We start from the raw sequence: 25,318 nt of genomic DNA, 5'->3' as shown, positions 1-25,318 counted from the left end.
AAAACTATGTGCAGCGCAGTTATACTGCAGATTTTCCGAACGATTTTTGTGCGAAAGAATCCTACCAGAGTCATTTTAGGGTTTAATTCACCGACTGCTCTATTTACCTTTTAGCTCCCACGCAGTATCCACCACCTTTGGATAGCGTAATAGATACGTTCGGACAGAAAGTACGACGATAGGGGTAACGGGAATTGGTCAGACACTACACATACATCTTGTTTGGCATCTTGTTTGGCGTTTTGACGGTCATGCTGATTGACCTGCCAAAGTCAGATGCTGCTGATTTTGGCGAAGCCCCGATGCTTGAAACCCAAGTCAAGGACGGCACGCTGCCGCCGGTTGATCAGCGTCTTCCAACGACACCGATGATCGTAACCCCGAATGACAAAGTGGGCGTTTATGGCGGCACATGGAAGATGGCCCAGCGCGACCAGCGCGACCATGCACTTCTGATCCGCAACATTGGCTATGAGCCGCTTCTGCGCTGGACACCGCAATGGACGACAACAGTGCCCAATGTCGCGTTGTCCTTTCAACCCAGCAGCGATGCGACGGAGTTTTTCTTTCGTCTGCGTCCGGGCATGCGGTGGTCTGACGGCGCGCCGTTTGGCGTTGATGACATTATTTTCTGGTACGAAGACATCCTGAACAACCCGGCCTTTACCGAAAACGTGCCCGAATGGCTTAATTCCGATGGCAATCCAGTAACAGTCGATAAAATCGATGAATCGACTGTCGCTTTCCGGTTTAGTACCCCTTATGGCCTTTTCCCGACCGCCCTTGCCCGCCCCGAAGGGGTTGAGCCGGTGAGTTATCCCGCCCATTTTCTAAAACCGCTGTTGCCGAAATATAATGCCAACGCGGATGAAGAAGCACGCGCGCAAGGCTTTGCAGGTTGGAAAGAACGTTTTATCGCTGTTTTTGGCGCCCCCGGAACGATTGACGACCCGAGCCGCTGGCAAAATCCGGACGTTCCAACACTGAATGCATGGGTTTTGACCGGTATCTACGGCGAAGATGATCCACTGATTGCCAAACGCAATCCGTTTTACTGGAAAATCGATCCTACCGGACGTCAACTGCCCTATATTGATCAGGTCTCATTCACGTTGGTGTCGTCAAAAAGTGCTGCAGGTGATGCGGCAATTGCCGGACAGGTCAATATGCAAGAGCGTCATGTCAGCACACGTGCAGACGAAGTTCTGGCAGCCAATGATGACTTGCTGCCGTTCACCCTGATTGAAAGCGACATGAATGCCTTGACCTTGTCTTTGAACCTCAATGACAAGGACGCTGTTCTGCGCAAGATTTTCCAGAACAAGAACTTCCGCATAGCCCTGTCCCACGCCATCGACCGCGAAGCCATCATTGGACGCTTCACCCCCGGAGCCCTGCCGCATCAAGCGGCACCACGTCCCGAAAGCCCGCTGTATCATACGGTTCTTGCCCGGCAATTCATCAATCATGATCCCGAGCTTGCGACAGACTATCTGGCAAAGGCAAACCTGACACATAGAGACGACGAAGGTTTCCTTCTGCGCCCCGATGGCAAGCGTCTGTCGTTTACGATTGATACAGAAGGGTCCGACCGCTTTGATATGCTCAATGCCGTTGTCCAATACTGGCGCGATATTGGCATTGATGTCACTGCACGCAATCTTGCCCGAGATGTTTTTGTCGCAAACCGTCAAAACAACAATCATCACGCCAGTGCATGGGGTGGTGATGGCGGCCTTGATGCCATGGTGATCCCGATCAATTACCTTCCGGTGTCTGCGGAATCTTCGTGGTTCGCAACCGGCTGGTCCAATTGGTATGCCAACCCCGAAAGCCCCAGTGCAATCACCCCGCCAGAAGCCGTTCAGAAGCAACTTGCGCTTTATGATCAGCTAAAGGCCACGGCAAATGCAGAAAAACAAGCGCAACTCATGCGCGATATTCTCGACATCAGCGTCGATCAGTTTTACGTTATGGGAATTGCGCTTCCGCTTAATCGCAAAGGCGTGGTTGCCAAGAACTTTCATAACGTTCCCAAGATCATGCCTGCTGCCTGGAGCTATGCAACGCCGGCACCTACAAATCCTAGTCAGTACTACATAGATTAGGAAGATAAGATGTGTCACTCTTCGGAGTGAGGACAGGGGGAAAATAACCGCGTGAAGAAGCTGTTGGACCGGATGATCGGCAGTCTGGTTTTCAAGATCGCACTTTCGATTGTGATCGTTGAGACCATTCTGCTCGGGCTTTTTGGCGGGTATTATGTTCAGTATTTTGGCGCGGAAATTGATCGACGCATTGCCGAACAAATCAGCGCACCCGGTCGATTAATTCAGGACGAGCAGCTTAAAATCTCGGTCATCAGCGATCCAGATCAGATGGAACTTCTGCTGGGCCCCCATGTGCAGGAGGCAATGGCGATCGGTTTTGATGGGACCATCTATCACACGATGGATCCTATGATGATCGGCCGTTCGGTCAAGGAGCTGCCCGATTTCCCCAAGGATGAATTGCGCGCCGACATGACCGAGGAGGTCCTGTTTACCAGCGATGACAGCAGTGGCCGCAACATGGTCAGTATCACCCCGCTGTTTACGCTTAATGCCAATCAGCCGTTTATGTATGCCTATTTCAAGGTATCGACCCAAGGCCTTGAAGCAAGCCAACGACAGATGCAATCGGTTTTGCTGATTGGTTCTGCCATGTGCATCTTGCTGACATCGGCACTGATTTTTCTGTTCACCCAGCAAACCGTGCTTAAGCGCCTGATTACGGCCGCCCAGTTTGTTAATAACATCCAGATTGGCAAGCTAAGTTCGCGGCTGACGCCGATGGGACGGGACGAAATCGGCACGTTGGAACGTGGCCTTAATGCCATGGCCGAAAGCCTTGAGCGGCGAACCCTCCAGCATCAGATCGCACAGGATGCCTTACGTGACAGCGAAGAACGGTTTCGCGATTTCACCCTGTCATCGGCCGACTGGTATTGGGAAATGGGCGCGGACCTTAAAATCGCTTTTGCGTCCTATAAATTCTATCAGCTGATCGAAGAAATCAACGGATCGCCGCAGGGCCAGTCTTTTGACAAACTGGGACTTCATTCCGAAGATCAGGATGGATGGCGGTATCTTAATTCACGTTTGTCGGCCCATATGGCGTTCCAGAACATCGAATTTTCATGGACATCGCGCCAAGGCGAAAAGCATTTCGGGCGCATCAATGGTGTTCCCGTCTTTGAACTTGATGGCACGTTCAAAGGGTATCGCGGTACGGGCAGTGACATTACGTCACAACGCCGGGCAACCGAGGAACAACAGGCACTGCAACGCCAATTGGCAACGTCGCAGAAGCTTGAGGCTGTTGGGCAAATGGCCGGTGGGGTTGCGCATGAATTTAACAACTGCCTTGCGGGTATTTTGAGTTTTGCCGAAGTTGCACGTGCCAAGATCGACAACCCGGATCGCGTAAAAGAATACCTTGATCACGTGATTTCACTGGGTGAACGCGCCACCAGTGTTGCCGATCAGCTTTTGATGTTCTCGCGCCGTCGCATTGATCAGCCAACCAATGTCCGTGTGTACAGCGTTTTTTCCGAGATGGAAAAGCTGCTGATCACGTTGCTTGAACACCGGATTGAACTTCAGATCTGGTCGAACGAGCCGGAGCTTCACACCCGCGTTGACCCGACACAGCTTTCAGCCTGCCTGTTGAACCTTGCGATCAATGCCCGCGATGCCATGCCTGACGGTGGCACACTGCAAATTTCTTCGCGCAGTGTTGAGATTGCGCCGTTGGCACAACGCACCGGCGATGATGACGAAGAAACCTATCCCGATAATGCTTCTGGAAAGTTTGTTGTCATCACGGTGCAGGATACCGGCATCGGCATCCCTGATGATATTCTGGAAAACATTTTCGAGCCGTTCTTTTCCACCAAGGAACCGGGTAAAGGCACGGGGCTTGGACTTTCGATTGTTCATAGCTGGGTTGAAGAAGCCCATGGCTTTATCAATGTAGAAACCGTCGAAGGCGAAGGAACAACCTTCTCGGTCTATCTACCGCGCGTCGAAGCCACCGAGGAAGCCACCCAGTCGAAAGACATCATCGACAGCATTCCGGGCAATGGCGAACGCATTCTGGTGGTTGATGATGAGCAGTCGTTACGCACAACTGCCGGCATCATCCTTGAGGATGCCGGATTTAAGGCCGTTTCGGCCAAAAGCACAGAAGAGGCGCTTGAAATCCTTAAGGCCACCGATGACACCAACAAGATCGACGTGATCCTGACCGATGTTGTCATGTCAGGGCGCAGTGGCCCGCAATTGATCATCGAAGCATTGCGCCAAAACCCGCAATACGCCGTTGTCTTCATGTCCGGCTTCCCTGCACGGTCACGCAAGGAGCTTGATAAGCTTCTGGGCAATTATGTGTTTATCAAAAAGCCCTTCCGCCCGGCACAACTTCAAAAAGCCATCCACGATGCCCTAGCACTTCGCGCGGAACGCCAAAGCAGCTAAGGAAAATCGACGGAAACCGGTCTTGCAATGATTTTTGGGGTCGAGTCTTGGGGCTTTTCCACACCTTTTGGGCCGATATCTTGGCAAAAGGTTAAAAAATTCTTTCCATTTTGACCGGGCGAAATCGTTGTATTGCATGTGGTTACACACCCCCATTTGCACGGGGCTTGCCCAAGTGTGACAGCCATCACATTTTTTGACATACTGAACCCATACTCTAGGAGCTAGAGATTTAATCACCTCCTGCGATGGGTAAATGTCCCCTCCCGGTAATGTAATGAGGTCAGAATGGTTGGTTCAGTTCAGGGTTCAGGATTAAGTGCCGCAGCACAGGCTGTTAACGAGGCGATTACGCCGCAGGGTGGCGCAAGCCCGTCACTGCCGTTTGCCGCCGCTGAAGGCGCGATTAACAAGGCAACCAGCCTTGCCAAAACCATTGGTTCTATTGTGACAGAACACCAGCCGCTCGAAACACGCGGCGCACGCGGTACGAATGTTAATATCCTAACGTGATTTTCCCTCTCGTTAGCTTCCTCCAGGGTGGCAGTCGCCACCCTTTTTTCTGTCTGCGTGGCAAGCTGCCATCGCAAGCGTCCTGTTCATGACAAACCACGACGCCCATGGTAGGATTAGGCAGTTTAGAACCTGAACCACATTGTCAGCGGTAAGATGCCCACCAATAGAATTGGTACTGGAACATCCCAAACAGGCCTGCAGGATGCGCGCACGACCCGACAGGATGGCGCGTTGCGCGCCCGTGGGCGCATGCCATCACTTCCCGATCAGCCATCGCCTGACAGCTTTATCGCCGCCCAGCTTGCGCGCCTGCGCAACCTGATCGCCACCGATCAGATCGACCACAATGCCCGGCGCGGCACATATCTCAACATCCTGCTTTAGAGCGCGGGTTTCTTTTACACTGCACCATATAAAAAGGCGGGCCATTTCTGACCCGCCTTTTTGCATCCCTGACCGTTGCGGGCAAAGAAAAGAGCCCCGTACCGAAGTACGGGGCCAGTTTATTTGTCCAGGTGTGTTGGACAAGGGAGCTTGCGCAAAAGCGTGATCAGATCACGCAGTTGCCTGGTCTTCGCTCATCGAGCGAATAGGGTGTTCCAGCTTATCAACGATTTCCTTTGGCACGATCTGCCAGAAGTGACCGCGTTCACGATCCCAGTTATCAAGGATGGTGCGTGCATAACCGCTTTCGGTTTCTGCAACATGTTCCTCGATCAGGGCCCGGCACTGTTCGTCCCAATGCTGGGTTTCAATGCGCTGGTAAAGAATGGAGCCGTCATTGACGACATCGGCGAATGTGCCATTGACGTCATAGATGAAAGCCATGCCACCGGTCATGCCGGCACCAAAGTTTTCACCGACCGAGCCAAGGATCACAGCCGTACCGCCGGTCATATATTCACAACCGTTCGAACCACAGCCCTCAACAACAACCGTTGCACCGGAGTTGCGCACACAGAAACGTTCCCCGGCCTGACCGGCTGCAAACAGTTTCCCGGCCGACGCCCCATACAAAATGGTGTTGCCGATGATGGTGTTTTCGTTGGTCTTAAGCGGGCTGCTTGGGCGCGGACGCAGAACAATTGTTCCGCCCGAAAGCCCCTTACCAACGTAATCGTTGGCATCGCCCTGAACTTCGATTTTAAGCCCCTGCACGGCAAAGGCACCAAGCGACTGACCAGCCGACCCACGCAGACGCACATGCAGGTGACCCGGTTTCAGGCCGGTCATGCCGTATTTCTGCGTGATCAGGGACGACATCCGCGTACCGATGGCACGCTGGGTATTCTGGATGTTGTACTGCAACTGCATCTTTTCGCCGTCTTCAAGTAGCGGACGGGCATCCTTGATCATCTGGGCATCAAGGGTGTCAGGCACTTCGTTCCGGCCAACCGTCGTGCAGAAACGTGCATGACCGCCAGCATCGGCCTGTGCCAGAAGCGGGTTCAAATCAAGGTCAACGAGGTCTTTTGCACCACGATGAACCTGCTGAAGCAGCTCGGAGCGACCAATCACATCTTCAAGCTTGTCATAGCCAAGTTCGGCCAGAACGTCTTTGACTTCCTCAGCCATGAAGGTGAACAGATTGACCAGCTTATCTGGCGTACCGACGAATTTCGCCCGCAGTGCCGGGTCCTGCGTACAGACACCCACCGGGCAGGTATTTGAATGGCACTGACGCACCATAATACAGCCAAGTGCGATCAGAGACGCGGTACCGATACCGAATTCCTCAGCCCCCAGCATCGCGCCAATCACCACGTCACGGCCGGTTTTAAACCCGCCATCGACGCGCAGTTTGACCTTGCTGCGCAGGTTATTGAGTGTCAGGACCTGGTTGACTTCCGACAGGCCCATTTCCCAAGGAATACCGGCATATTTGATCGAGGTCTGCGGGCTCGCACCCGTACCACCGTCATAACCGGAAATCAGGATCACGTCGGCTTTGGCTTTGGCTACACCGGCCGCAATCGTGCCAACGCCAGACCGCGATACCAGCTTGACGCAAACCTTACAGCGCGGGTTGATCTGTTTGAGGTCATAGATCAACTGTGCAAGATCTTCGATCGAGTAAATATCATGGTGCGGCGGCGGCGAAATCAGGGTCACACCCGGCGTTGCATTACGCAGTTGTGCGATTTCGACGGTAACCTTAAAGCCCGGAAGCTGACCACCTTCGCCCGGTTTTGCACCCTGGGCAACCTTGATCTGAATTTCTTCGCAGTTATTAAGGTACTCCGCCGTCACGCCAAAGCGGCCCGAGGCAACCTGTTTGATCGAGGAGCGCGCATTATCGCCGTTCGCACGGGGGCGGAAACGTTCACGCGATTCACCACCTTCGCCGGAGTTCGATTTTGCACCGATCCGGTTCATGGCAATCGCAAGGGCCTCGTGGGCCTCGGTCGATAGTGCGCCATGGGACATGCCCGGGGTGACGAACCGCTTGCGGATTTCGGTGATGCTTTCGACCTTGTCCTGATGGACGGCCTTGCGGTCACTGCGGAAATCAAGCAAATCACGAAGATGCAGCGGTTCACGCGACCTCAAACCTTCGGAGAATTTGCGGAACGTGTTGTAGCTGCCGGTGGTAACGGCCGACTGCAACGTATGGATCAGCGGACCGGTCCAGACATGGCGCTCGCCTGAACGGCGGTATTTATACAAACCACCGACCGGCAAGGTCACAACATTACCGTTAAAGGCTTCTTTGTGCTGGGCGATGCAGCGACGCTGAATCCCTTGCAGGCCAATACCAGAAATGCGCGACGGCATACCCGGGAAGAATTCCGCCACCAAGGACCGTGACAGACCAATACTTTCGAAGTTATAGCCCCCGCGATAGGAACTGATGATCGAAATGCCCATTTTCGACATGATCTTGAGCAAACCGGCATCAATCGCGGCCTTGAAACGCTGCATAACTTCGACGCTGCCCGCGACATTCGGGAACAGGCCACGTGCATAGCGATCAAGCAAACCTTCCTGCGCAAGATACGCATTGACCGTGGTCGCGCCAACACCGATCAGAACGGCAAAGTAATGCACATCCATGCATTCCGCCGAGCGAATATTGAGCGAGATGTATGTCCGAAGCGACGTTTTCACCAGATGACTATGAACGCCACCGGTCGCCAGAACCATCGGGATGGCCGCACGGGTTTCAGAAATACCTTCGTCGGTCAGAATAACGTGCAATGCCCCGCCGCGCACAGCCTCTTCGGCTTCGCGCTGAATGCGTGAAATTGCTTCGCGCAAGGCAAGCTTGCCACCATTGATATCAAAGGTGGTGTCAATTTCGACCGCCGTGTCGCCCATATAACCGCGCATCGCGTCATATTCGGCATTGGTCAGAACCGGACTTTCGAGCTGCAGCAGATCACACTGGCTTTCATCCTCATCAAGGATGTTTCCAAGGTTGCCCAAACGGGTTTTCAGACTCATGACGCGGGCTTCACGAAGGGAATCGATCGGCGGATTGGTCACCTGCGAGAAGTTCTGACGGAAGAAATGATGCAAACCACGATACCGATCCGACAGGATCGCAAGCGGGGTATCATCACCCATCGAACCGATGGCTTCCTTACCGTCTTCACCCATCGGATGAAGGATCAGTTCGAGGTCTTCGTGGGTCAGGCCCATTGATTTCTGCAACCGCAGAAGATGTTCTTTTTTAATGTGTGCCGGTTCGATGCGATCAGGTGAAATCAGGTCATCAAGGACCTTGGTCCGACCGACCCATTTCGACCAGTCGCGACGATTTGCCAGACGGTCTTTGAGCTCACCATCGTGGAACAGTTTGCCTTCTTCAAGGTTGACCGCAATCATCTGTCCCGGGCCGAGGCGGCCTTTTTCAATGCAGCTTTCTTCGTCGATATGCACCATTCCCGCTTCGGAACCGGCAATCAGAAGACCATTGCCCGTTACCGCATAGCGCAGCGGACGCAAACCGTTACGGTCCGTGCCCCCCATCAGCCATTTGCCGCCATAGGCAGCCAAGGCTGCCGGGCCGTCCCACGGCTCCATCACGGCGTTGCAATAGGCATAGAGGTTTTTATAGCTGTCTGGTGTGGAGGCCTTTTTCGACCAGGCTTCCGGCACCATCATGGTTTTCACCATCGGCAGGTCACGGCCCGCACGCACCATCAATTCAAACACCGCATCCAAAGCCGCGGAGTCAGATGACCCCGGCTGAATGACCGGCTTGAGGTCATCGATGCTTTCGGCGAACGCATCATGGGCCATGCGTGCTTCGTGGCTTTTCATCCAGTTGACGTTACCGCGCAGCGTGTTGATCTCGCCGTTGTGGGCCAGAACGCGGAACGGCTGTGCCAACGGCCAGCTTGGGAAAGTGTTGGTCGAATAGCGCTGATGATAAACACAGAAGTTTGAAACGAACCGCTCATCGCGCAGATCCGGATAGAAGGTATCGACGTCTTCGGCCAGGAACATGCCTTTGTAGATGACCGAACGGCACGACATCGAACAGATATAGAAGTCCTTGATCGCTTCGGACAGGACGGCTTTTTCGATGCGGCGACGGATGGCATACAGATCGATTTCGAACTGTTCTTCATCAACATCATCACGCACGCCAATCAGGACCTGCTCGATCTCCGGGCGGGTCTGATTGGCTTTTTCACCGATGACCGAAACATCAACCGGAACCTGACGCCAGCCAAGAATACCATAGCCCTGTTTGAGGATTTCGGTTTCGACAATCGCACGGCAACGTTCCTGTGCGGCCATATCGATACGCGGCAAGAAGACCTGACCAACCGCGATCAGGCTTTCCGGGGCTTCCTGATTGATAACTTTAAGATATGCCTTAAAGAAATCCTGCGGAATCTGAAGGTGGATGCCTGCGCCATCGCCGGTTTTACCGTCGGCATCAACAGCACCACGGTGCCAGATGGCTTTGAGCGCCTCAATCCCGGCTTCGACAACTTCGCGACGCGGTTTGCCGTCAATCGCCCCGACAAGACCCACGCCACAGTTGGCGTGTTCTTCTGCCGGATCATACATGCCGCTTGCCTCAAGATAGGCAGCGTTCTTTTCAAAGCGGGCGATCTCAACAGCACCCGTGCCTTGCAATACTTTGTCCTGAACGATTTTGTTCATAACGTCTCTCTCCTCATGCGGCAGCGGGCTTAAGCAGCAGCTTCTTTGCGCGCCAGCAAATATTCATCGATCCGGTCTGCCGCATCACGGCCATCACGGATTGCCCAAACAACAAGCGATGCGCCGCGTGCGATGTCACCAGCAGCAAACACCCCATCAAGATTGGTCATCATCGAGCGGAAATCGATTTTGACGGTTCCCCAACGCGACACGCCAAGTTCCGGTGCATCAAACAGGGTCGGCAAGTCTTCCGGTTCAAACCCAAGAGCGGTAATCACCATGTCGGCATCCATGGTGTAGTTTGATCCCTCGATGATTTCCGGGCTCTGACGTCCGCCAGCATCCGGGGCACCAAGGCGCATTTTAATCGCACGAACACCGGTTACCTTGTCGTCACCAACGAATGCTTCGGGGTTGGTCAACCAGACGAATTCAACGCCTTCTTCTTCGGCATTGGCAACTTCGCGCTGGGAGCCCGGCATATTGGCACGGTCACGGCGATACAGACATTTGACCGATTTCGCCCCCTGACGGATCGCGGTACGGACACAGTCCATGGCGGTATCCCCGCCACCAATCACGACAACATTCTTGTCCTTGGCGTTGAGTGTTCCGTCTTCATAGGCCGGGACACTGTCCCCCAGTCCATGACGGTTCGATGTGGTCAGATATTCCAGTGCCGGATAGATGTTGGACAAACCAACGCCCGGTAATTTGAGGTCACGCGCCTTGTAAACACCGGTTGCGATCAAAACGCTGTCATGTTTGCGGCGGAGGTCTTCAAGCGATGCGTCACGACCTACTTCGAATTCGGTGTGCATGACAACACCACCTTCTTCGAGCAGTTTCACACGGCGCTCAACAACATCTTTTTCAAGCTTGAAGCCCGGAATACCATAAACCAGAAGACCACCAATGCGGTCATAACGGTCATAGATATGGACTTCATATCCTTTAAGGCGCAGCTGTTCAGCCGCAGCCATCCCACCGGGACCCCCGCCAATGATCCCGACAGACATGCCGTTTTCAGTGGCCGGTTTGGGCGGTTTGACCCAACCGTTGGCAAAGGCGGTATCGGTGATGTATTTTTCAACAGACCCGATGGTCACTGCCCCATGCGTTGACTGTTCGATCACGCAATTACCTTCGCACAGGCGATCCTGCGGGCAAATACGACCCGTGACTTCCGGCATATTGTTGGTCGCCGCCGAAATGGCATAGGCTTCTTCAAGGCGCCCAGCGGTCGTCAGGCTCAGCCAGTCGGGGATGTTATTGTACAACGGACAATGCGCCTGACAGAACGGCACACCGCACTGCGAACAACGCGACGCTTGATCGGCGGCCGAGCTGTCCTCGAAAGGCTCATAAATCTCATCAAAGTCCGTCCGACGCGCGGAGGCATCTCTTTTGTGCGGATATTTTTGTTCTAAATGAACAAATGTCAGCATCTTCTCTGTCATGGCGGCCCTCTGGAAGGGTTTTATGTTGCGGGTTTCGCTTTATATACGTGGCAAATACCCAAGAATCCAGCATTAAATGCACATTAGGTCACCAATGCTGACATATATCATACTGCGACGATTCTAAATACCCAGAGAACCCCAGAGAACTCCCCCGTAATAAAGTTTCATTAGTACCAAAATGGTACTATTAATGCATTTCGCCAAATCGGGCTAAACTGCTATAAGCGATGAGTTTTTGCCGAGAACAGCCATAGAGGCCGGAGTGACGTTACAACATATAATTCTTCTGGCAGTCGTCCAGGGGATCACGGAATTCCTGCCCATCAGTTCTTCGGGACACCTGATCCTTGCCCCTGCCCTGACGGGTGCAGCAGATCAGGGTTTATTGGTAGATGTATCGGTTCATGTCGGCACACTTGCCGCTGTGTTGATCTATTTCTGGCGTGATGTTTTCGCCATGATCGGCGGAGTCTTTGTTCTTTTGTCCGGTCGGATCAATTCTGGCGCGCGACTCGCACTGCACATCATCCTCGCCACCATTCCGGTTGTCGCGATTGGCTTCTATTTCAAGGTTTCGGGCATCGAGGAACAGATGCGTTCTGTGGCAGTCATTGCCTGGACGACACTTGGCTTCGGGCTTGTGCTTTGGATTGCCGATAAGATCGGCATGACCATCAACCGTCTTGAGCACATGCGCTGGGGCGGTGCCTTGTTTATCGGCATGGCGCAGGTTCTTGCCCTTGTTCCAGGGACAAGCCGGTCGGGCATCACCATGACAGCGGCGCGCTTCATGGGCTATGAACGATCTGACGCAGCGCAGTTTTCCATGCTGTTGTCGATCCCGGTAATTCTGGGTGCTGGCCTTCTGGCAGGTATCGATGTGCAGCAATCAGGTGACATGGCCCTGACCAGAGACGTGTTTTTGGCGGCGGGCCTATCGTTCATCACTGCCCTGATTGCCATTGCAGTTCTGATGAACTGGTTGAAACGGTCGACTTTCACGCCGTTTGCCATTTATCGAATTCTTCTGGGCGGCGGTTTGCTTGTCTGGGTTTACGTGTATGACCAAGCCCCGATCAGCCTTGGCTTTCTGAACTAATCACGACAAAGCCCTTACCAATGTATATGCGTCCGCTTAATCCGATTGCCGATGGTCCGGCACTACATGCGATTTTTGGAAACCCAGATTGCTGCACGTGGCTGCCTGACCCGGCCTTTCCAGATGTCAAAACGACTATTGCCAAACTGAAATCCTGGACCGACGGTTTCGAGGCAACATCATGGACCATCGCACCGACCAAAGATGGTCCGGCTGTTGGGCGGATATCGCTTTATAATATCGGTCGTGATCCAAATGTTTGGGAAGCGGCCTGCATGGTTGCACCGGCGGCACGCGGACAAAACTTTGCCGCACGCGGATTGTCTTATGCGATTGGGTTCTTGTTTGCGACGACAACTGCACGGCGTGTGTATGCCGATATTGACCCGGACAATCACGCGTCCCTAAAGACATTTGAAAAACTGGGATTTACGCGCGAAGGGCAACTTCGCGGTGAATGGGAAACCCATATTGGTATACGTGACTCGGTTATTTACGGGTTACTGCGAACCGATCCGCGCCCCGACATCACGCCACATCCATCCATCATTGCCTGACACCGGCCTCAAGGCCGATCAGTCCTGCCAGATCGGCCCACCAGACAGGACCAGTTGCGCACGGGCCGGGTCTTCGGGGGCATAATCAGACAAATCAACAAAGCGCATCAGAAATGGCTCGTGCGACAGTAAAAAGTCAAGCACGCCAAGCTGCACTTCGTTTGTCGCAATGCCCTTACGCAGGTCATCAAGCCCCATGCCGGTTTGCGCCAAAAGCCCCTGCAACAGTTCTTCATCACCGGCGATATGCGCCACGGCCTGAATGGCGAGTGTTTCAGCTGCGTCCTTATTCATCGTGTTTCCCACCCAACAGGGTCATTTAAACCAGTTTGCCTTGGCCATCGCCCGCCAGATCACAAGCCCGGCGATAACAATCACGCCTGCGGCAATACCACCAAGACCGTTTCCCGCCAATAAAACAAGTCCCCAAAAGCCAACCGTGCCAAAACCAATCGCCAGACTAAGGAATGCCGATTTGGTCAGAGTGTCCTGATTTTTCTGGGCCGCTTCGGCGCGCTTGATTTCATCGACAACTTCATACCAAGCCAGTTGCTGCCAACGGGAATATTTAAGTCCCTTACTGGGTCCTTTACGCAAGAACTCATCGAGCTGTTTGACGATATTGGCCGCACGCTCCTCGGGAACGACATATTTGCCGATCCGCTCTTTCTTGCGTGGTCCTTCGTCTTCTTTATCGATCATGTTCAATGGGTCACTTCCATCATTGCGCCACCTGCAGCTTTCCCTTGTTCATATGCCCAACCGATTTAAATCCGGTAAACCAAATCAAACTGTGCATCTCGTCACAGCTTACCGCGCATTTTCCAATCAAAGAGCCCATGCGGCATCTGATAAAATTTTTCGAACTCATGCCATTTGCATTCCGGGCGCAAAAACAATTACTTGGCAACAAAGGCGCAGATCAGCCCACTTTTTTAGATACCTTGCGCCTAAAAACTTCTGCTGATCGGGCATACATACAGTTCTTCTCACATTTTCATGGACCAGCAGATGATCCGCCTTCTTCACCGATTACGGTTTCTGCTATTTGCCTTGCCGATGGCCCCTGTTAGCGCATTTGCGGATGGCGAAAACATCATTGCGGCCTGCAGCCCGTGGCCGCCCTATGTCGTTGATGGGGAAAAGCCCGGTGGTATTCTTGTTGATTATGTCGAGGACCTATTGCAGGGCTTTGGCTATTCGGTTCGCATCGACGTCTTTCCCTGGAAACGCGCCATAGAAGCCGCACGCAGTGGCAATGTCGACGTCATATTTTGCGCCGAAGAGGGGCAGGCAAAGACATACGGCCTGGAATACGAGTTTCCCATCCTGATCAGCGACACAGTTCTGCTGTCACACCGCGACGCTCCATTGGAAGCATCGCAGGTTTGGCACCATCGCATCGCACTTGGTGCAGGATACTGGTATGGAGATCTGTTTGAGAGCCGTCGTCAAGATGTCGACACCATTGAGGTTGTCGATGATTTGACGATCCTGCGGATGGTCGCAAGCAACCGTGCGGATGGTGGGTTGATGGAGAAGGCTGTCTTAGACAGCCTGCTTCACACCTACCCGGAACTTGCCGAGATGATACACGTCAGTTCCGAGCCGGTTACGACGCAAACCTTCTATTTTGCAATGTCACCGGCAACGCAAATAGACATGCGCCACCTTCGCCAGCACATCACAAAAAGCCGTCCAAAACCGATCATTCAACAGGTCAATTCGAACGCGCTTTAACTGTGCAGTAAATGCTTTGATGTGTTGAGCATACAAGATGCCAACAATCAGATCAGGATGCGAACAATGCCGTCGCGGCAATAATGCCAAAAGCAACCAGATGAATCATCTTAGTCTCCTGTTTCAACCAAGGTTGAAGCCCCAATACCGACAGTCGGCATTGGACTCACAATTCAATCTATGGGTTAAAACGGGTTATTTCGTGGCAGTGCCGCATCGGCCACATCGCCCATGGCCGAGGAACCCAGAAATTTGTTTATTCGTAATTTGGGATGATGGTGCGGGCGGCCGGACTTGAACCGGCAAAGTCTTTAGGACCGGCGGATTTTAAGTCCGCTGCGTTTACCAATTTCGCCACGCCCGCAACGCGCGACATCCGGCTTTGGCACCGGCAGATCAGGGTTCTAGCGCGGCTTTGACGTTGGTGCAACATCCTATTGCCGCTTTTGGTGATGGTTGGTGAATTTGATCCTTTTCCATCCTTGCGCCTGATGTCAATGCGGCATGATTGCCTGCCTTTCTCCATATTAGGTGCACATTTCATCGCCAGCATGCAGCGTACCGGTAATTACAACGCGCTGACACATATGCACAGGCCCTTGCCAACTGTCCTGATTGCTTCGGTGTGCATGGCTTCAACGGCCTTGTATTTGCACCGTAGTGGCATAGCTGAATTTGTTCCTCTGGCTTTGGCCGGAAACAGTGGCGCGCGCCCCGACACCCCCATTTTACGCAGTGAAACCTTGAACCGGGCCAATAACCGGCGACGTCATATGAACCGGCTTTACGATAAAATGGACGAGGACCTTTATGACAGCACGCTTGGACCGTTGATGCTCGACGATTCGATCCCGGCCGAGGCCCAACCGGCAACAGCACTTGAACTTGGTACAGGAGATGAGACTACTCTAGAAGCATTCGGAGGCCGGGCGGCTTTACGGTCGCTGGCCCAAAAAATTGATTTTGACAGTGCTGCAGGAACCTTCCCAACACAATCACGCTCCGCAAGTGTGCCGCTGAGCATATGGGTTGTCGGCAATCAGGCCGATATTGAAAACCGGATCGCCGGCACAGGATATGACCCCGGATTGAGCGGCGACACCGTTTCGATTGATAGCGGGGTCGACTATCTGGTGGCCGATGGTTTGGTGCTGGGTCTTGGCGTTGGCTGGGGCAGTACGGCTGGCGAGTCTGGCGCACGGCAGTTGGAATATCGCGAAAGCAATCTGGCAGTTTCACCCTATTTCGTGGCGCGCATGACCGATTGGCTTAATCTGCGCGGCAGTGTCAGCTTTGGCGAAAGCACCATCAGCCAGTCTGCTATCGGCACAGGGCCCGATACTCTTCGCTATGCCGAAGCACTTGAAAGCACCACAATTTCAAACTCCATCGGGTTTGGCTCGGAATATGAATTTGGCAGCCTGCCACTTACAGTTCAGCTTGACGGCGACATGATCACCGCACGCGAAAATGTCAAATCTGCGCGCGCGACCGACGGCAGCATGATCCCGGAAAACACCGCCTACACCCAGCTATTTGATGCGGTCGCCGAAGCCCGCTATCGCATATCTATGGGAAACCATCGGATTATTCCCTTTGCCGGGCAGGAAGAAACCATTGCGATGATGAATCAGGATTATGGTCGCAGTGGATCAACCCGATATTTTGCCGGCAGCGAATATATCTATGACCCGATGAACTTTGGCATGAGCATTCAGGGCTTCCGCGAACGGGCAACAGATAGCGAAATGCTGGAAGGAATTCGTTCTGAATTCTCCATGACCGAAGAATTGCCCCGTGGCTATGGCACGTTAAGCCCCTATATCAACACGGAAAGTACCAACATTTATCTTGAAACAGGGGGCGGCATGACCCACGAATGGGGTAAATTCCCCGGTCAGGTCAGTTTTGAAATGCGTCGGAAATTCACATATGAGATCCAGCACAGTGACTATTCGGGCCTCGTCACCGTCGATTTCAAATTCTAGGTTCTGAACTCAATTGAGTGTTTAGAGAATGGCTGATTGCGGCTGTGACAGGCATCTAGCTATTGGCGCGGATCAATCTGACAGGTAGGGTGCACACCTGAGTATACAAACGCCAATTCCAGCAGGTTTGCGCATGACCACGCCCGATATCAAAACCCCTGACGACACGGGTACAGATGCCCTGACGCCGCCGGTCTTTGATCGAGAATTTCAAAGGCAGTTTATCGATCTTTTGCTGTGGCGGCGGGACGTGCGGCGGTTTCGCACCGACCCGATCCCAAAAGACGATATTGACGGATTGATCAAGGAAGCCTGCCTTGCCCCGTCGGTTGGCAATTGTCAGCCGTGGCGCTTTGTAAAGGTCAATGACACAACGCGTCGCAAAGCCATCCGCGACAGTTTTGAGCGCGCCAATCAGGAAGCGCTTAACGAGTATCACGGTGAACGCGCCAAGCTTTATGCATCCCTTAAACTACAGGGCATGGATCAGGCACCGGTGCAGCTTGCGGTTTTTGCCGACGAACAAACCGAGGCCGGCATGGGACTGGGGCGCAAAACCATGCCCGAGATGCTTGATTATTCGGCAGTGGCCGCCGTACAGCTTTTGTGGCTGGCAGCACGGGTCAAAGGGATCGGCGTTGGCTGGGTGTCCATCCTTGAACCCAAAACCGTTCAAGAAACGCTTGAAGTGCCCGAACACTGGCGCCTGATTGCCTATCTTTGCATCGGCTATCCGGAAGAAGACCATGTTGTCCCTGAACTGGTCCGCGAAGGTTGGCAGGACCGCATTGACCCCAGCGCCCTCACCCTCGAACGATAAAGCCAACGTGCATACCCACGCACAGCCGCACACAACACAATAACCACGCACAAGGAATATCAGGATGTCTGCCGACAAAGGCCAACCACAAAACCCCGAGCAGCCCGAAAAGAAAACGCTGTCCAATGCGATCTATTTCAAGATTATGGGCTATTTGCTTACGGCAGGCTGGGTTGGTTTCATCCTTGCAATAACCGGCGGCGACACAACACATCCAATGTTTGATTATATCTTTGTCGTGCCATTGGCCGGTTGGATCATCGGCATGATCGTCGCGCGTGTTATTCGGTCAAAAACCGGTGCGGATCGTCCCTGATCAATCCCTATGCCCCAAGAACAAAGGCGCCATCATCTGGCGCCTTTTTCATGTCCGGAAAATATCGCGCCGCAGGCCTTAGTCATCGTCACGTTGGCGGGTGCGTTCATCGCGGTATCGATCATCATCGGAAAAACTCCCCAGCCCCATAATTCCCATACCCATGCTGATCCCGCCAAAGGTGATGAACAGGCCAAAGAACAGCAGAAAGATGAAGATCGGCGCGTCACGTGATGCCATCGCAAGACTGTAAATCCCGCCGACATCGAAAAACAGCACCAGACAGCCAAACGCCACCGCCCCAAATCCGCCATAGGCGGTATGCTCGATCAGAAATTTAATGATCAAACGGCCTTCACGCGCAGCTTTGCTGTTGCGTGGGTCATCTTGCGGAGAGTTTCTGTCGTCTGACGGCGTCATTGGCACGAACCCCTAAGCGGAAATCAAACCAAGCTTACCCGTTCTGAACCCTTGGAGCCTTGATGAAAAACAATCAGGCCGTCACTTCGCCGGTATCTTCGATGACATCACGTCCCTGATCAGTAATCGTCGTTCGGATCCGTTCAGAAGCCTGATTGACCTCATCAGCATTTTCACCGCGCACAACCAAGGTTGTCCCAAGCTTGCCTTCACGCAGGAACGGATAGGAACCGATATCGGTGTTGGGAAAGTCGCCCTGAATTTCACCCAGAACCTTGGCAATTGTGCCTTCGGGGATATAACCGCCAACCGAGCGCGACACCATCGGACGTCCGCCGACCAGTTGGTGCTTAATGCCCTGGAACATCGCCTGCATGATCATGGGAACCCCCGCCATGACATAGACGTTTTCCATGCGAAAACCGGGTGCCTTTGAAATCGGATTATCAATCAGTTCCGCCCCGACGGGCACATGCGCCATGCGCAAACGGGCCGCGTTCAAATCTTCGGGGTTCTCGTAATGGCTTTTCAACAACGCGTGCGCATCGGCATTGAGTTCAATCGGAACCCCAAATGCCTTGGCAACACATTCGGATGTGATGTCGTCATGGGTCGGGCCAATGCCACCGGTGGTAAAGACGTAATCAAACGCGGCGCGACATTCATTGACGGTATTGATGATGGTTTGTTCGATATCGGGGATAACCCGCGTTTCGGCCAGTCGCACGCCAAGGATATTAAGCTCTTCGGCCAGATACGGCAGGTTCTTGTCATGGGTTCGACCCGACAGGATTTCATTGCCGATAATGATCAAACAGGCGCGCACCGGATCAGACATGATATCCCCACAACTTCATTCATATTTGTTCGTATCAAGCGATACGTATTCAAGCCGCAAACGGCTCAGAGAAAATCGCGTAACATCGCCACAAGCGGTACATCGGCAGGCGGCATCGGGTAATCCCCCAAACGCACCGGGCGCACCCATTTGACCTGCTGATTTTCCATCGGTGTGATGTCGCCTTTCCACACCCGACACAGATAAAGCGGCATCATCAGATGAAAATCATCATAGGTGAAGGACGCGAATGTAAACGGCGCTAGGCAGCTTTCGGTGATATCGATGCCAAGCTCTTCTTTAAGTTCACGCACAAGCGCCATTTCCGGCGTTTCGCCCGCTTCGACCTTGCCACCGGGAAATTCCCAAAGCCCCGCCATGGATTTACCTTTGGGGCGCTGGGCGATCAAAACGCGGTGGTCCGCGTCCACCAATGCCACCGCACTGACAAACAATGTTTTTTCGGGGGTTTTCCCCTGGCGCAGGTCAACAGACATGCAGCCCTTATCTTGTTGTTGTATGCTCATGATCCTGTTTTATCGCGCAAGTCCGATTTCGCCAAGGGGCGCATGGTCTTATTTACCGTCAGGATCAAGGATTTGCAAAAGGGCGGCCTGATCTGCGGCTGAAATTGTTGCATTTCCCGGTAAATCGTCGCGCCCCAGAAGGTAATCACGCCCCGAAAACCCTAAATCATCGGTCGCACTACGTTCGGCCCCGGCCTTGATCAGAACTTTCACAATCTCAATCGCCCCGGATGCGGCGGCGTAATGAAGGGCGGTACGTTGACCATGCCGGGGATAAAGCCATTCATCGCCGGGGTCGGTACGCGCGGCAACATCGGCACCATGATCTAGCAACCATTTAACCGCCGTCAAACTGCCGCGCTGTGCGGCCGCCATCAATGCAGTTTTGCCAAATCCGTTACGGGCTTCAACATCGTCGAAATACCCGTTTGCGCGTAACACATCGAGGCTTTCCGGGCGGGCGACCCCGATATGAAGCAACGGATCAATCCCGGCATAGGCCGCACAGTTTTCAAACAGATCACCGTCCTGCCCTGTGTTCTGTTGGGCAACTTTCTCAATGTCGGTAAGCGGGCGATCATCGACCAACATCACCCGCAAGGAATTTAGTGGAACCGCCGTATCGCAATCAGCACCATAGACGACGCTAAACAATGTGTTGCGCGCAATTTCCGTTGCTGTTTCACGATCTTTCCCGTTTGACTGCCAATAGGAAATCAGTGCTTTACGGGTCGTGGAAAGCTCGCGGGTAATGGCGTTGAAAACATCGCGGTTCGCCCACGAAAGATAAGACCAGACTTCAAATGGTTTACGGGATCCGGGAGGGGCCGGTAATAGAGCATCCGGATCAAGCATGGCGATTTGCATACCCCATTGCTGAGCAGCGGCCTGCGCGAAGCGAATGCTTCCCTGATTGGGGCCAAACATATCGCCCGTAGCACCGTCGGCGACATACATATAGCTGCTTAAGGCGTCGATCGGATAATCGGCAACTTCACCCCGCCCCCAAACGCAGCCTGATCGCGGCATGAAATTGTCACGATTGCCGCCAAACATCGGGGCCGTCACATCCAGCAATTCCGGCTTTTTCTGTAGAACCACGCAAGGTATGGCGTAAAAGGCAGAATGCGTATTGGCGTAGCCCGTGCTCGACGCCAATACGATGGTTGGCTCCAAACTCAGTGCAGTGCCATCGAAGACCACGGTTGGCCCGACCACCGCGCGCATGTATCCATCGGTTAGGGGTGCGACAGCCTGATCAATTTTGATTTGCAATGCCTGAATATCGCTGGTTCGCGCCGGGCTATCGTCCTTAAAGGCAAATAGAAACAACATCCGGTCCAGCAGCCCGACAGCATCATCGCGCTTGTTGACCATACGTTCGGCAACATCGGGGTGTTCGCCCATATTGGCAATGGCTGCCTCATAGGCCGCATCATTTGCACTTTCACCGGCACTTTCAGTGGCGAATACGACCGATGACGACGTAACTGCAAACAGCGTCGAAAACACTGCCGATATCACCCGTGATGTCTTAATCAAGCCTTGCGCGTCCTGCACAGCCTATTCCCTTGAAAATGAAAGCAATCCCTATGAGCAATATCTACGTATAGGGTATTACATTTCAGTCAACAGCATCTGCTTTATGGTGACAATGCGTATACTCAAACTAACCGCGAATGCCCTGATTGCCGCCCTGTTCCTAGCAGGTTGCGACAAACTTTCAGCCTTTAATCAGCTTCAGGCAGGTGATTATCAACCGACCTTCGCCGATCTGGCCTATGGTGATACACTGCGCCATAAGCTTGATCTGTATCTGCCAAACGATATCAGTGCGCCCGCACCACTGATTGTCTGGTTTTATGGTGGGTCGTGGGATGCTGGAAACAAGGCGCAATACGCCTTTGTCGCCAAACGTTTCACCGAGATGGGCTATGCGGTTGCCATTCCCGACTACCGACTCGTACCCGATGTGCATTTTCCAAAATTCATCGAAGATTGCGCACGGGCCGTGGCCTTCATGAAAGATTTTGGCGAACAGAACCCCAGCAAGATCGTTGCTGGCCCGATGATCCTTGCCGGTCACTCGGCCGGTGCATACAACGCTGTTCAGCTCGTCGCGGATCCCGATTATCTGCGCGCGGTTGAGATGAATGCCAGTGACATTGCCGGGATCATCGGCCTGTCTGGTCCGTATGATTTTTATCCCTATGACGTCAAAGCAACCCAGATTGCCTTTGGCGACACGCCAGCAGTTAAAAGTCAGCCGGTCGAGATGGACCTGACACACATGCCGCCACTGCTACTGATCACAGGAACCCGCGATCATACGGTTTATCCGCGCAATTCACGTAACCTGGCCAAATTGGCCCCGGACACCAAACTGGTTGAAATCCCCGAGGCAGGTCATGCCGGAACATTGATCGCACTGGGGTTCTATCTGACAACCAATGATGATGTGCTTGAACCGGTCACATCGTTCCTGCGCGTCCATTTACCAACCGCTTCGGACAAACCGTTGGTCGCACAAGACAAAGCTTCCTGATTGAAACCATCATGCTGTCCGCCAACAAAAAAAAAACGCGCTTCCTTTCAGAAGCGCGTTTTCTTTTTCACAGCCAATCCAATCAGCCGAGCTGACCGTGGCAATGTTTGTATTTTTTGCCCGAACCACATGGGCAGAGCTGATTACGGGCAACACGGCCCCATGTCGCTGGATTGTTGGGGTCAACATTTCCGGCAGCCTGACGTGACTGCACCGTGGCACCGTCATCACCGCCTTCGGTATGATCGGTAAGATTTTCGTGCATTTCTTGCTGTGTGCTGCGCGGTTCAAGGTCTTCTTCACGCGGCGTGCTTTGCAATTCAACATGCGACAGCATCTGTGTCACACGTTCACGCAAGGTTACCAGCATGCCTTCGAACATGTTAAACGCTTCGCGCTTGAACTCATTGAGCGGATCACGTTGACCATAGGCGCGCAGACCAATGCCCTGACGCAGATGATCAAGCGCCAGAAGATGATCTTTCCAAGTCTGATCCAGAAGCTGAAGTATCAGACTTTTTTCGACCTGACGCATGATATCGGCACCATAATTGGCAACCTTTGCCGCCATTTTATCGTCCGCAGCCTTACTAATCCGTTCGCGCATGACTTCAGGATCGATGCCTTCTTCCTTAACCCAATCAGAAATCGGCAGATTGAGGCCCAGAAGACGGGTGACTTCTTCGTGCAGGCTGGCAACTTCCCACTGCTCGGGATAGACTTTTACCGGACAGAATTTTTCGACCATGTCTTCGATGACTTCTGCACGCATATCGGCAACGTCTTCGGCGACATGTTTGGCCTGCATCAAATCACGGCGCTGTTCGTAAACGACCTTACGCTGGTCATTCATGACATCATCGAATTTCAGCACGTTTTTACGAATGTCAAAGTTACGGCCTTCAACTTTCTGCTGTGCCTTTTCGAGCGCCTTGTTGATCCATGGGTGATAGATCGCCTCACCTTCCTGCAGACCAAGTTTCTGAAGCATGCCGTCCATACGTTCAGACCCGAAAATGCGCATCAGGTCATCTTCAAGCGACAGGAAGAATTTCGACCCGCCCGGATCACCCTGACGGCCTGAACGACCACGCAACTGGTTATCCACACGACGCGATTCATGGCGTTCAGTCCCAATGACGAACAAGCCACCAGCATCAAGAACTTTTTGCTGATCGGTTTTGACTTCGGCTTTGATCTTTTCAATCGCAGCAGCCCGTTTGGCTTCGTCAGTGACATCGGCCAATTCATGCTCGACGCGCATCTCAACGTTACCACCAAGCTTAATGTCGGTCCCACGACCGGCCATGTTGGTTGCAATCGTAATGGCACCCGGCGCACCTGCCTGGGCAACAATAAGGGCTTCGCGTTCATGCTGCTTGGCATTGAGAACTTCGTGCGGAATTTTCTTTTCCTTGAGAAGCGCGCCCAGAATTTCGGACTTCTCAATCGATACCGTACCAACAAGGGCCGGTTGGCCACGTTGATGGCAGTCGGCTAGAAGTTCGGAAATCGCAATCCACTTTTCATTTGCGGTGCGATAAATCTCGTCATCGGCGTCTTTACGCGCAATCGGGCGATGGGTCGGGATTTCCACGACCTTAAGTTCGTAGATTTCCTCGAATTCCTCAGCCTCGGTAATGGCCGTACCGGTCATGCCCGCAAGGGTCGGATACAGACGGAAATAGTTCTGGAACGTGATCGACGCCAAAGTCTGGTTTTCGTTCTGGATCTTGACCTGTTCCTTGGCCTCAAGTGCCTGATGCAAGCCATCGGAATACCGACGGCCTTCCATCATACGACCGGTAAATTCGTCAATGATGACAACCTTGTCGTCCTTGACGATGTAGTCGGTGTCTTTCTGGAACAGCTTGTGCGCACGCAGGGCCTGATTGACGTGATGGACAAGGTGAACGTTGGCAACGTCATACAGCGTGCCCTCGGTCAGGATTCCCATTTCACCCAGAAGACGTTCGGCATTTTCCGTGCCGTCTTCTGTCAGGGTAACAGCGCGGGCTTTTTCGTCTTTCTCATAATCTTCTTCGGTCAGCTTCGGGATCAGCGCGTCAATGGCGCGATACAACTCCGAACTGTCCTCGGCGGGACCGGAAATAATCAACGGGGTGCGGGCTTCGTCAATCAGGATGCTGTCGACTTCATCGACGATCGCAAAGTTGAACGGACGTTGCACCATGTCTTCGAGGCGGAATTTCATATTATCGCGCAGATAATCGAAACCGAGCTCGTTGTTGGTCGCATAGGTAATGTCACAGGCATATGCCGAACGGCGCATATCATCGGTCATGCCATGCATGACCACGCCGACCGTCAAACCAAGGAAGCCATAAACTTCGCCCATCCATTCCGCATCGCGACGGGCCAGATAGTCGTTCACCGTGACAACATGAACGCCCTTGCCTTCGATGGCATTCAGATAAACCGGCAAAGTCGAAACGAGCGTTTTACCCTCACCGGTTTTCATCTCTGCGATTTTACCGGATGTCAAAACCATGCCGCCAAGCAGCTGAACATCATAGTGACGTTCACCGCGCACACGTTTGGCAGCTTCGCGAACCGTCGCAAAGCTGTCGGGCAAAATGTCCTTGAGAGTCTCGCCATTCTTCAGACGTTCGCGCAGCCAGTCGGTGCGGGCGCGCAGTTCATCGTCTGAGAGTTTCTCGACTTCGGGTTCCAGGGCATTGATTTGCTCGACCGTGGCATGCAGGACTTTGACTTCACGATCGTTAGCAGAACCGAAAATTTTCCGGGCGATGGAGCCGAGCATTAATACGTTCCTGAACAAATGAATAAACAGATATAGAGCAGCGACCACAGGCCGGGGCTCGATCAC

20 protein-coding genes and 1 tRNA gene are annotated in these 25,318 nt (G+C 53.2%); 11 read left to right on the top strand and 10 right to left on the bottom strand.

Annotation, left to right across the window (positions count from 1 at the left end; all coding sequences use genetic code 11):
* The first annotated feature begins 194 nt into the window (after positions 1-194).
* The 4 genes from K355_RS0104515 (at position 195) to K355_RS0104500 (ending at position 5,417) form a co-directional block, all read left to right on the top strand.
* Positions 195-2,108: an ABC transporter substrate-binding protein gene (locus K355_RS0104515; protein WP_022730920.1), complete on the top strand. Its 1,914-nt coding sequence runs from the start codon at positions 195-197 to the stop codon at positions 2,106-2,108.
* A 51-nt stretch (positions 2,109-2,159) separates the two neighbouring features.
* Entirely contained in the window at positions 2,160-4,517 is a 2,358-nt protein-coding gene (locus K355_RS0104510) for an ATP-binding protein (RefSeq protein WP_022730919.1), read from the top strand.
* 288 nt (positions 4,518-4,805) lie between these two features.
* Positions 4,806-5,030, top strand: a complete 225-nt coding sequence (locus K355_RS0104505; RefSeq protein ID WP_022730918.1) for a hypothetical protein — start codon at positions 4,806-4,808, stop codon at positions 5,028-5,030.
* A gap of 156 nt (positions 5,031-5,186) precedes the next feature.
* Positions 5,187-5,417, top strand: a complete 231-nt coding sequence (locus K355_RS0104500) for a hypothetical protein (protein ID WP_022730917.1) — start codon at positions 5,187-5,189, stop codon at positions 5,415-5,417.
* A gap of 171 nt (positions 5,418-5,588) precedes the next feature.
* Here K355_RS0104500 and gltB read toward each other — a convergent pair whose 3' ends face one another.
* Both gltB and K355_RS0104490 read right to left on the bottom strand, forming a co-directional pair.
* On the bottom strand, positions 5,589-10,154 hold the full coding sequence (gltB, locus tag K355_RS0104495; protein ID WP_022730916.1) for a glutamate synthase large subunit: 4,566 nt from the start codon (positions 10,152-10,154) through the stop codon (positions 5,589-5,591).
* A gap of 29 nt (positions 10,155-10,183) precedes the next feature.
* Positions 10,184-11,614 (bottom strand): NAD(P)-dependent oxidoreductase, encoded by a 1,431-nt coding sequence (locus K355_RS0104490; protein ID WP_022730915.1) that lies wholly within the window; start codon positions 11,612-11,614, stop codon positions 10,184-10,186.
* Positions 11,615-11,879: 265 nt separating this feature from the next.
* Here K355_RS0104490 and K355_RS0104485 point away from each other — a divergent pair, with 265 nt between their 5' ends.
* Both K355_RS0104485 and K355_RS0104480 read left to right on the top strand, forming a co-directional pair.
* Positions 11,880-12,716: an undecaprenyl-diphosphate phosphatase gene (locus tag K355_RS0104485; RefSeq protein ID WP_022730914.1), complete on the top strand. Its 837-nt coding sequence runs from the start codon at positions 11,880-11,882 to the stop codon at positions 12,714-12,716.
* A 20-nt stretch (positions 12,717-12,736) separates the two neighbouring features.
* Positions 12,737-13,273 carry a GNAT family N-acetyltransferase gene (locus K355_RS0104480; RefSeq protein WP_022730913.1) on the top strand — a complete coding sequence of 179 codons (537 nt, stop codon included), beginning with the start codon at positions 12,737-12,739 and terminating at the stop codon, positions 13,271-13,273.
* Between the two features lie 18 nt (positions 13,274-13,291).
* Here the strand turns inward: K355_RS0104480 and K355_RS0104475 are convergent, their stop codons facing one another.
* Together K355_RS0104475 and K355_RS0104470 are read right to left on the bottom strand one after the other, a co-directional pair.
* Positions 13,292-13,567 carry a DUF3572 domain-containing protein gene (locus tag K355_RS0104475; protein WP_022730912.1) on the bottom strand — a complete coding sequence of 92 codons (276 nt, stop codon included), beginning with the start codon at positions 13,565-13,567 and terminating at the stop codon, positions 13,292-13,294.
* 21 nt (positions 13,568-13,588) lie between these two features.
* Complete coding sequence (locus K355_RS0104470; RefSeq protein WP_240626263.1) at positions 13,589-13,975, bottom strand: hypothetical protein; 387 nt, start codon at positions 13,973-13,975, stop codon at positions 13,589-13,591.
* 309 nt (positions 13,976-14,284) lie between these two features.
* On the opposite strand from K355_RS0104470, the gene K355_RS0104465 reads away from it, so the two are divergent.
* Positions 14,285-15,013 carry a substrate-binding periplasmic protein gene (locus tag K355_RS0104465; protein WP_033368549.1) on the top strand — a complete coding sequence of 243 codons (729 nt, stop codon included), beginning with the start codon at positions 14,285-14,287 and terminating at the stop codon, positions 15,011-15,013.
* Positions 15,014-15,289: 276 nt separating this feature from the next.
* Here the strand turns inward: K355_RS0104465 and K355_RS0104460 are convergent.
* Positions 15,290-15,377 (bottom strand) — tRNA-Leu (locus K355_RS0104460).
* 409 nt (positions 15,378-15,786) lie between these two features.
* Between K355_RS0104460 and K355_RS0104455 the strand changes: the two genes are divergently transcribed.
* The 3 genes from K355_RS0104455 to K355_RS0104445 all read left to right on the top strand — a co-directional run bounded on the left by K355_RS0104455 (position 15,787) and on the right by K355_RS0104445 (position 18,137).
* Complete coding sequence (locus K355_RS0104455) at positions 15,787-17,001, top strand: autotransporter domain-containing protein (protein WP_245562909.1); 1,215 nt, start codon at positions 15,787-15,789, stop codon at positions 16,999-17,001.
* 133 nt (positions 17,002-17,134) lie between these two features.
* Complete coding sequence (gene bluB, locus K355_RS0104450; protein WP_022730907.1) at positions 17,135-17,821, top strand: 5,6-dimethylbenzimidazole synthase; 687 nt, start codon at positions 17,135-17,137, stop codon at positions 17,819-17,821.
* Positions 17,822-17,885: 64 nt separating this feature from the next.
* Entirely contained in the window at positions 17,886-18,137 is a 252-nt protein-coding gene (locus tag K355_RS0104445; protein WP_022730906.1) for a hypothetical protein, read from the top strand.
* A gap of 78 nt (positions 18,138-18,215) precedes the next feature.
* Here the strand turns inward: K355_RS0104445 and K355_RS23110 are convergent, their stop codons facing one another.
* The 4 genes from K355_RS23110 to K355_RS24970 form a co-directional block, all read right to left on the bottom strand.
* The gene (locus tag K355_RS23110; RefSeq protein ID WP_022730905.1) at positions 18,216-18,557 is read right to left on the bottom strand and encodes a hypothetical protein; all 342 of its coding nucleotides are present in this window, start codon (positions 18,555-18,557) and stop codon (positions 18,216-18,218) included.
* Positions 18,558-18,630: 73 nt separating this feature from the next.
* Positions 18,631-19,395: a competence/damage-inducible protein A gene (locus tag K355_RS0104435; RefSeq protein ID WP_022730904.1), complete on the bottom strand. Its 765-nt coding sequence runs from the start codon at positions 19,393-19,395 to the stop codon at positions 18,631-18,633.
* Between the two features lie 65 nt (positions 19,396-19,460).
* The gene (gene mutT, locus K355_RS0104430) at positions 19,461-19,892 is read right to left on the bottom strand and encodes an 8-oxo-dGTP diphosphatase MutT (RefSeq protein WP_022730903.1); all 432 of its coding nucleotides are present in this window, start codon (positions 19,890-19,892) and stop codon (positions 19,461-19,463) included.
* Positions 19,893-19,970: 78 nt separating this feature from the next.
* Entirely contained in the window at positions 19,971-21,464 is a 1,494-nt protein-coding gene (locus K355_RS24970) for an ankyrin repeat domain-containing protein (protein WP_147250362.1), read from the bottom strand.
* A gap of 103 nt (positions 21,465-21,567) precedes the next feature.
* On the opposite strand from K355_RS24970, the gene K355_RS0104420 reads away from it, so the two are divergent.
* Entirely contained in the window at positions 21,568-22,467 is a 900-nt protein-coding gene (locus K355_RS0104420) for an alpha/beta hydrolase (RefSeq protein WP_022730901.1), read from the top strand.
* Positions 22,468-22,549: 82 nt separating this feature from the next.
* Here K355_RS0104420 and secA read toward each other — a convergent pair whose 3' ends face one another.
* Entirely contained in the window at positions 22,550-25,252 is a 2,703-nt protein-coding gene (gene secA, locus K355_RS0104410) for a preprotein translocase subunit SecA (protein ID WP_022730900.1), read from the bottom strand.
* Positions 25,253-25,318 lie beyond the last annotated feature (66 nt).

Source organism: Thalassospira lucentensis MCCC 1A00383 = DSM 14000 (genome assembly GCF_000421265.1).
Taxonomy (GTDB): Bacteria; Pseudomonadota; Alphaproteobacteria; order Rhodospirillales; family Thalassospiraceae; genus Thalassospira; species Thalassospira lucentensis.
Note: the sequence above shows the minus strand (reverse complement) of the source record. Positions and strands in the feature narration are given on the sequence as shown.

Excerpts from the sequence above, each read along its gene's own strand:
- K355_RS0104505 (WP_022730918.1), top strand. The coding sequence starts at position 4,806 with ATGGTTGGTTCAGTTCAGGGTTCAGGATTAAGTGCCGCAGCACAGGCT.
- K355_RS0104500 (WP_022730917.1), top strand. The coding sequence starts at position 5,187 with ATGCCCACCAATAGAATTGGTACTGGAACATCCCAAACAGGCCTGCAG.
- gltB (WP_022730916.1), bottom strand. The coding sequence starts at position 10,154 with ATGAACAAAATCGTTCAGGACAAAGTATTGCAAGGCACGGGTGCTGTT.
- K355_RS0104490 (WP_022730915.1), bottom strand. The coding sequence starts at position 11,614 with ATGACAGAGAAGATGCTGACATTTGTTCATTTAGAACAAAAATATCCG.
- K355_RS0104480 (WP_022730913.1), top strand. The coding sequence starts at position 12,737 with ATGTATATGCGTCCGCTTAATCCGATTGCCGATGGTCCGGCACTACAT.
- K355_RS0104475 (WP_022730912.1), bottom strand. The coding sequence starts at position 13,567 with ATGAATAAGGACGCAGCTGAAACACTCGCCATTCAGGCCGTGGCGCAT.
- K355_RS0104470 (WP_240626263.1), bottom strand. The coding sequence starts at position 13,975 with ATGATCGATAAAGAAGACGAAGGACCACGCAAGAAAGAGCGGATCGGC.
- K355_RS0104465 (WP_033368549.1), top strand. The coding sequence starts at position 14,285 with ATGATCCGCCTTCTTCACCGATTACGGTTTCTGCTATTTGCCTTGCCG.
- K355_RS0104455 (WP_245562909.1), top strand. The coding sequence starts at position 15,787 with ATGAACCGGCTTTACGATAAAATGGACGAGGACCTTTATGACAGCACG.
- bluB (WP_022730907.1), top strand. The coding sequence starts at position 17,135 with ATGACCACGCCCGATATCAAAACCCCTGACGACACGGGTACAGATGCC.
- K355_RS0104445 (WP_022730906.1), top strand. The coding sequence starts at position 17,886 with ATGTCTGCCGACAAAGGCCAACCACAAAACCCCGAGCAGCCCGAAAAG.
- K355_RS23110 (WP_022730905.1), bottom strand. The coding sequence starts at position 18,557 with ATGACGCCGTCAGACGACAGAAACTCTCCGCAAGATGACCCACGCAAC.
- K355_RS0104435 (WP_022730904.1), bottom strand. The coding sequence starts at position 19,395 with ATGTCTGATCCGGTGCGCGCCTGTTTGATCATTATCGGCAATGAAATC.
- mutT (WP_022730903.1), bottom strand. The coding sequence starts at position 19,892 with ATGTCTGTTGACCTGCGCCAGGGGAAAACCCCCGAAAAAACATTGTTT.
- K355_RS0104420 (WP_022730901.1), top strand. The coding sequence starts at position 21,568 with ATGGTGACAATGCGTATACTCAAACTAACCGCGAATGCCCTGATTGCC.
- secA (WP_022730900.1), bottom strand. The coding sequence starts at position 25,252 with ATGCTCGGCTCCATCGCCCGGAAAATTTTCGGTTCTGCTAACGATCGT.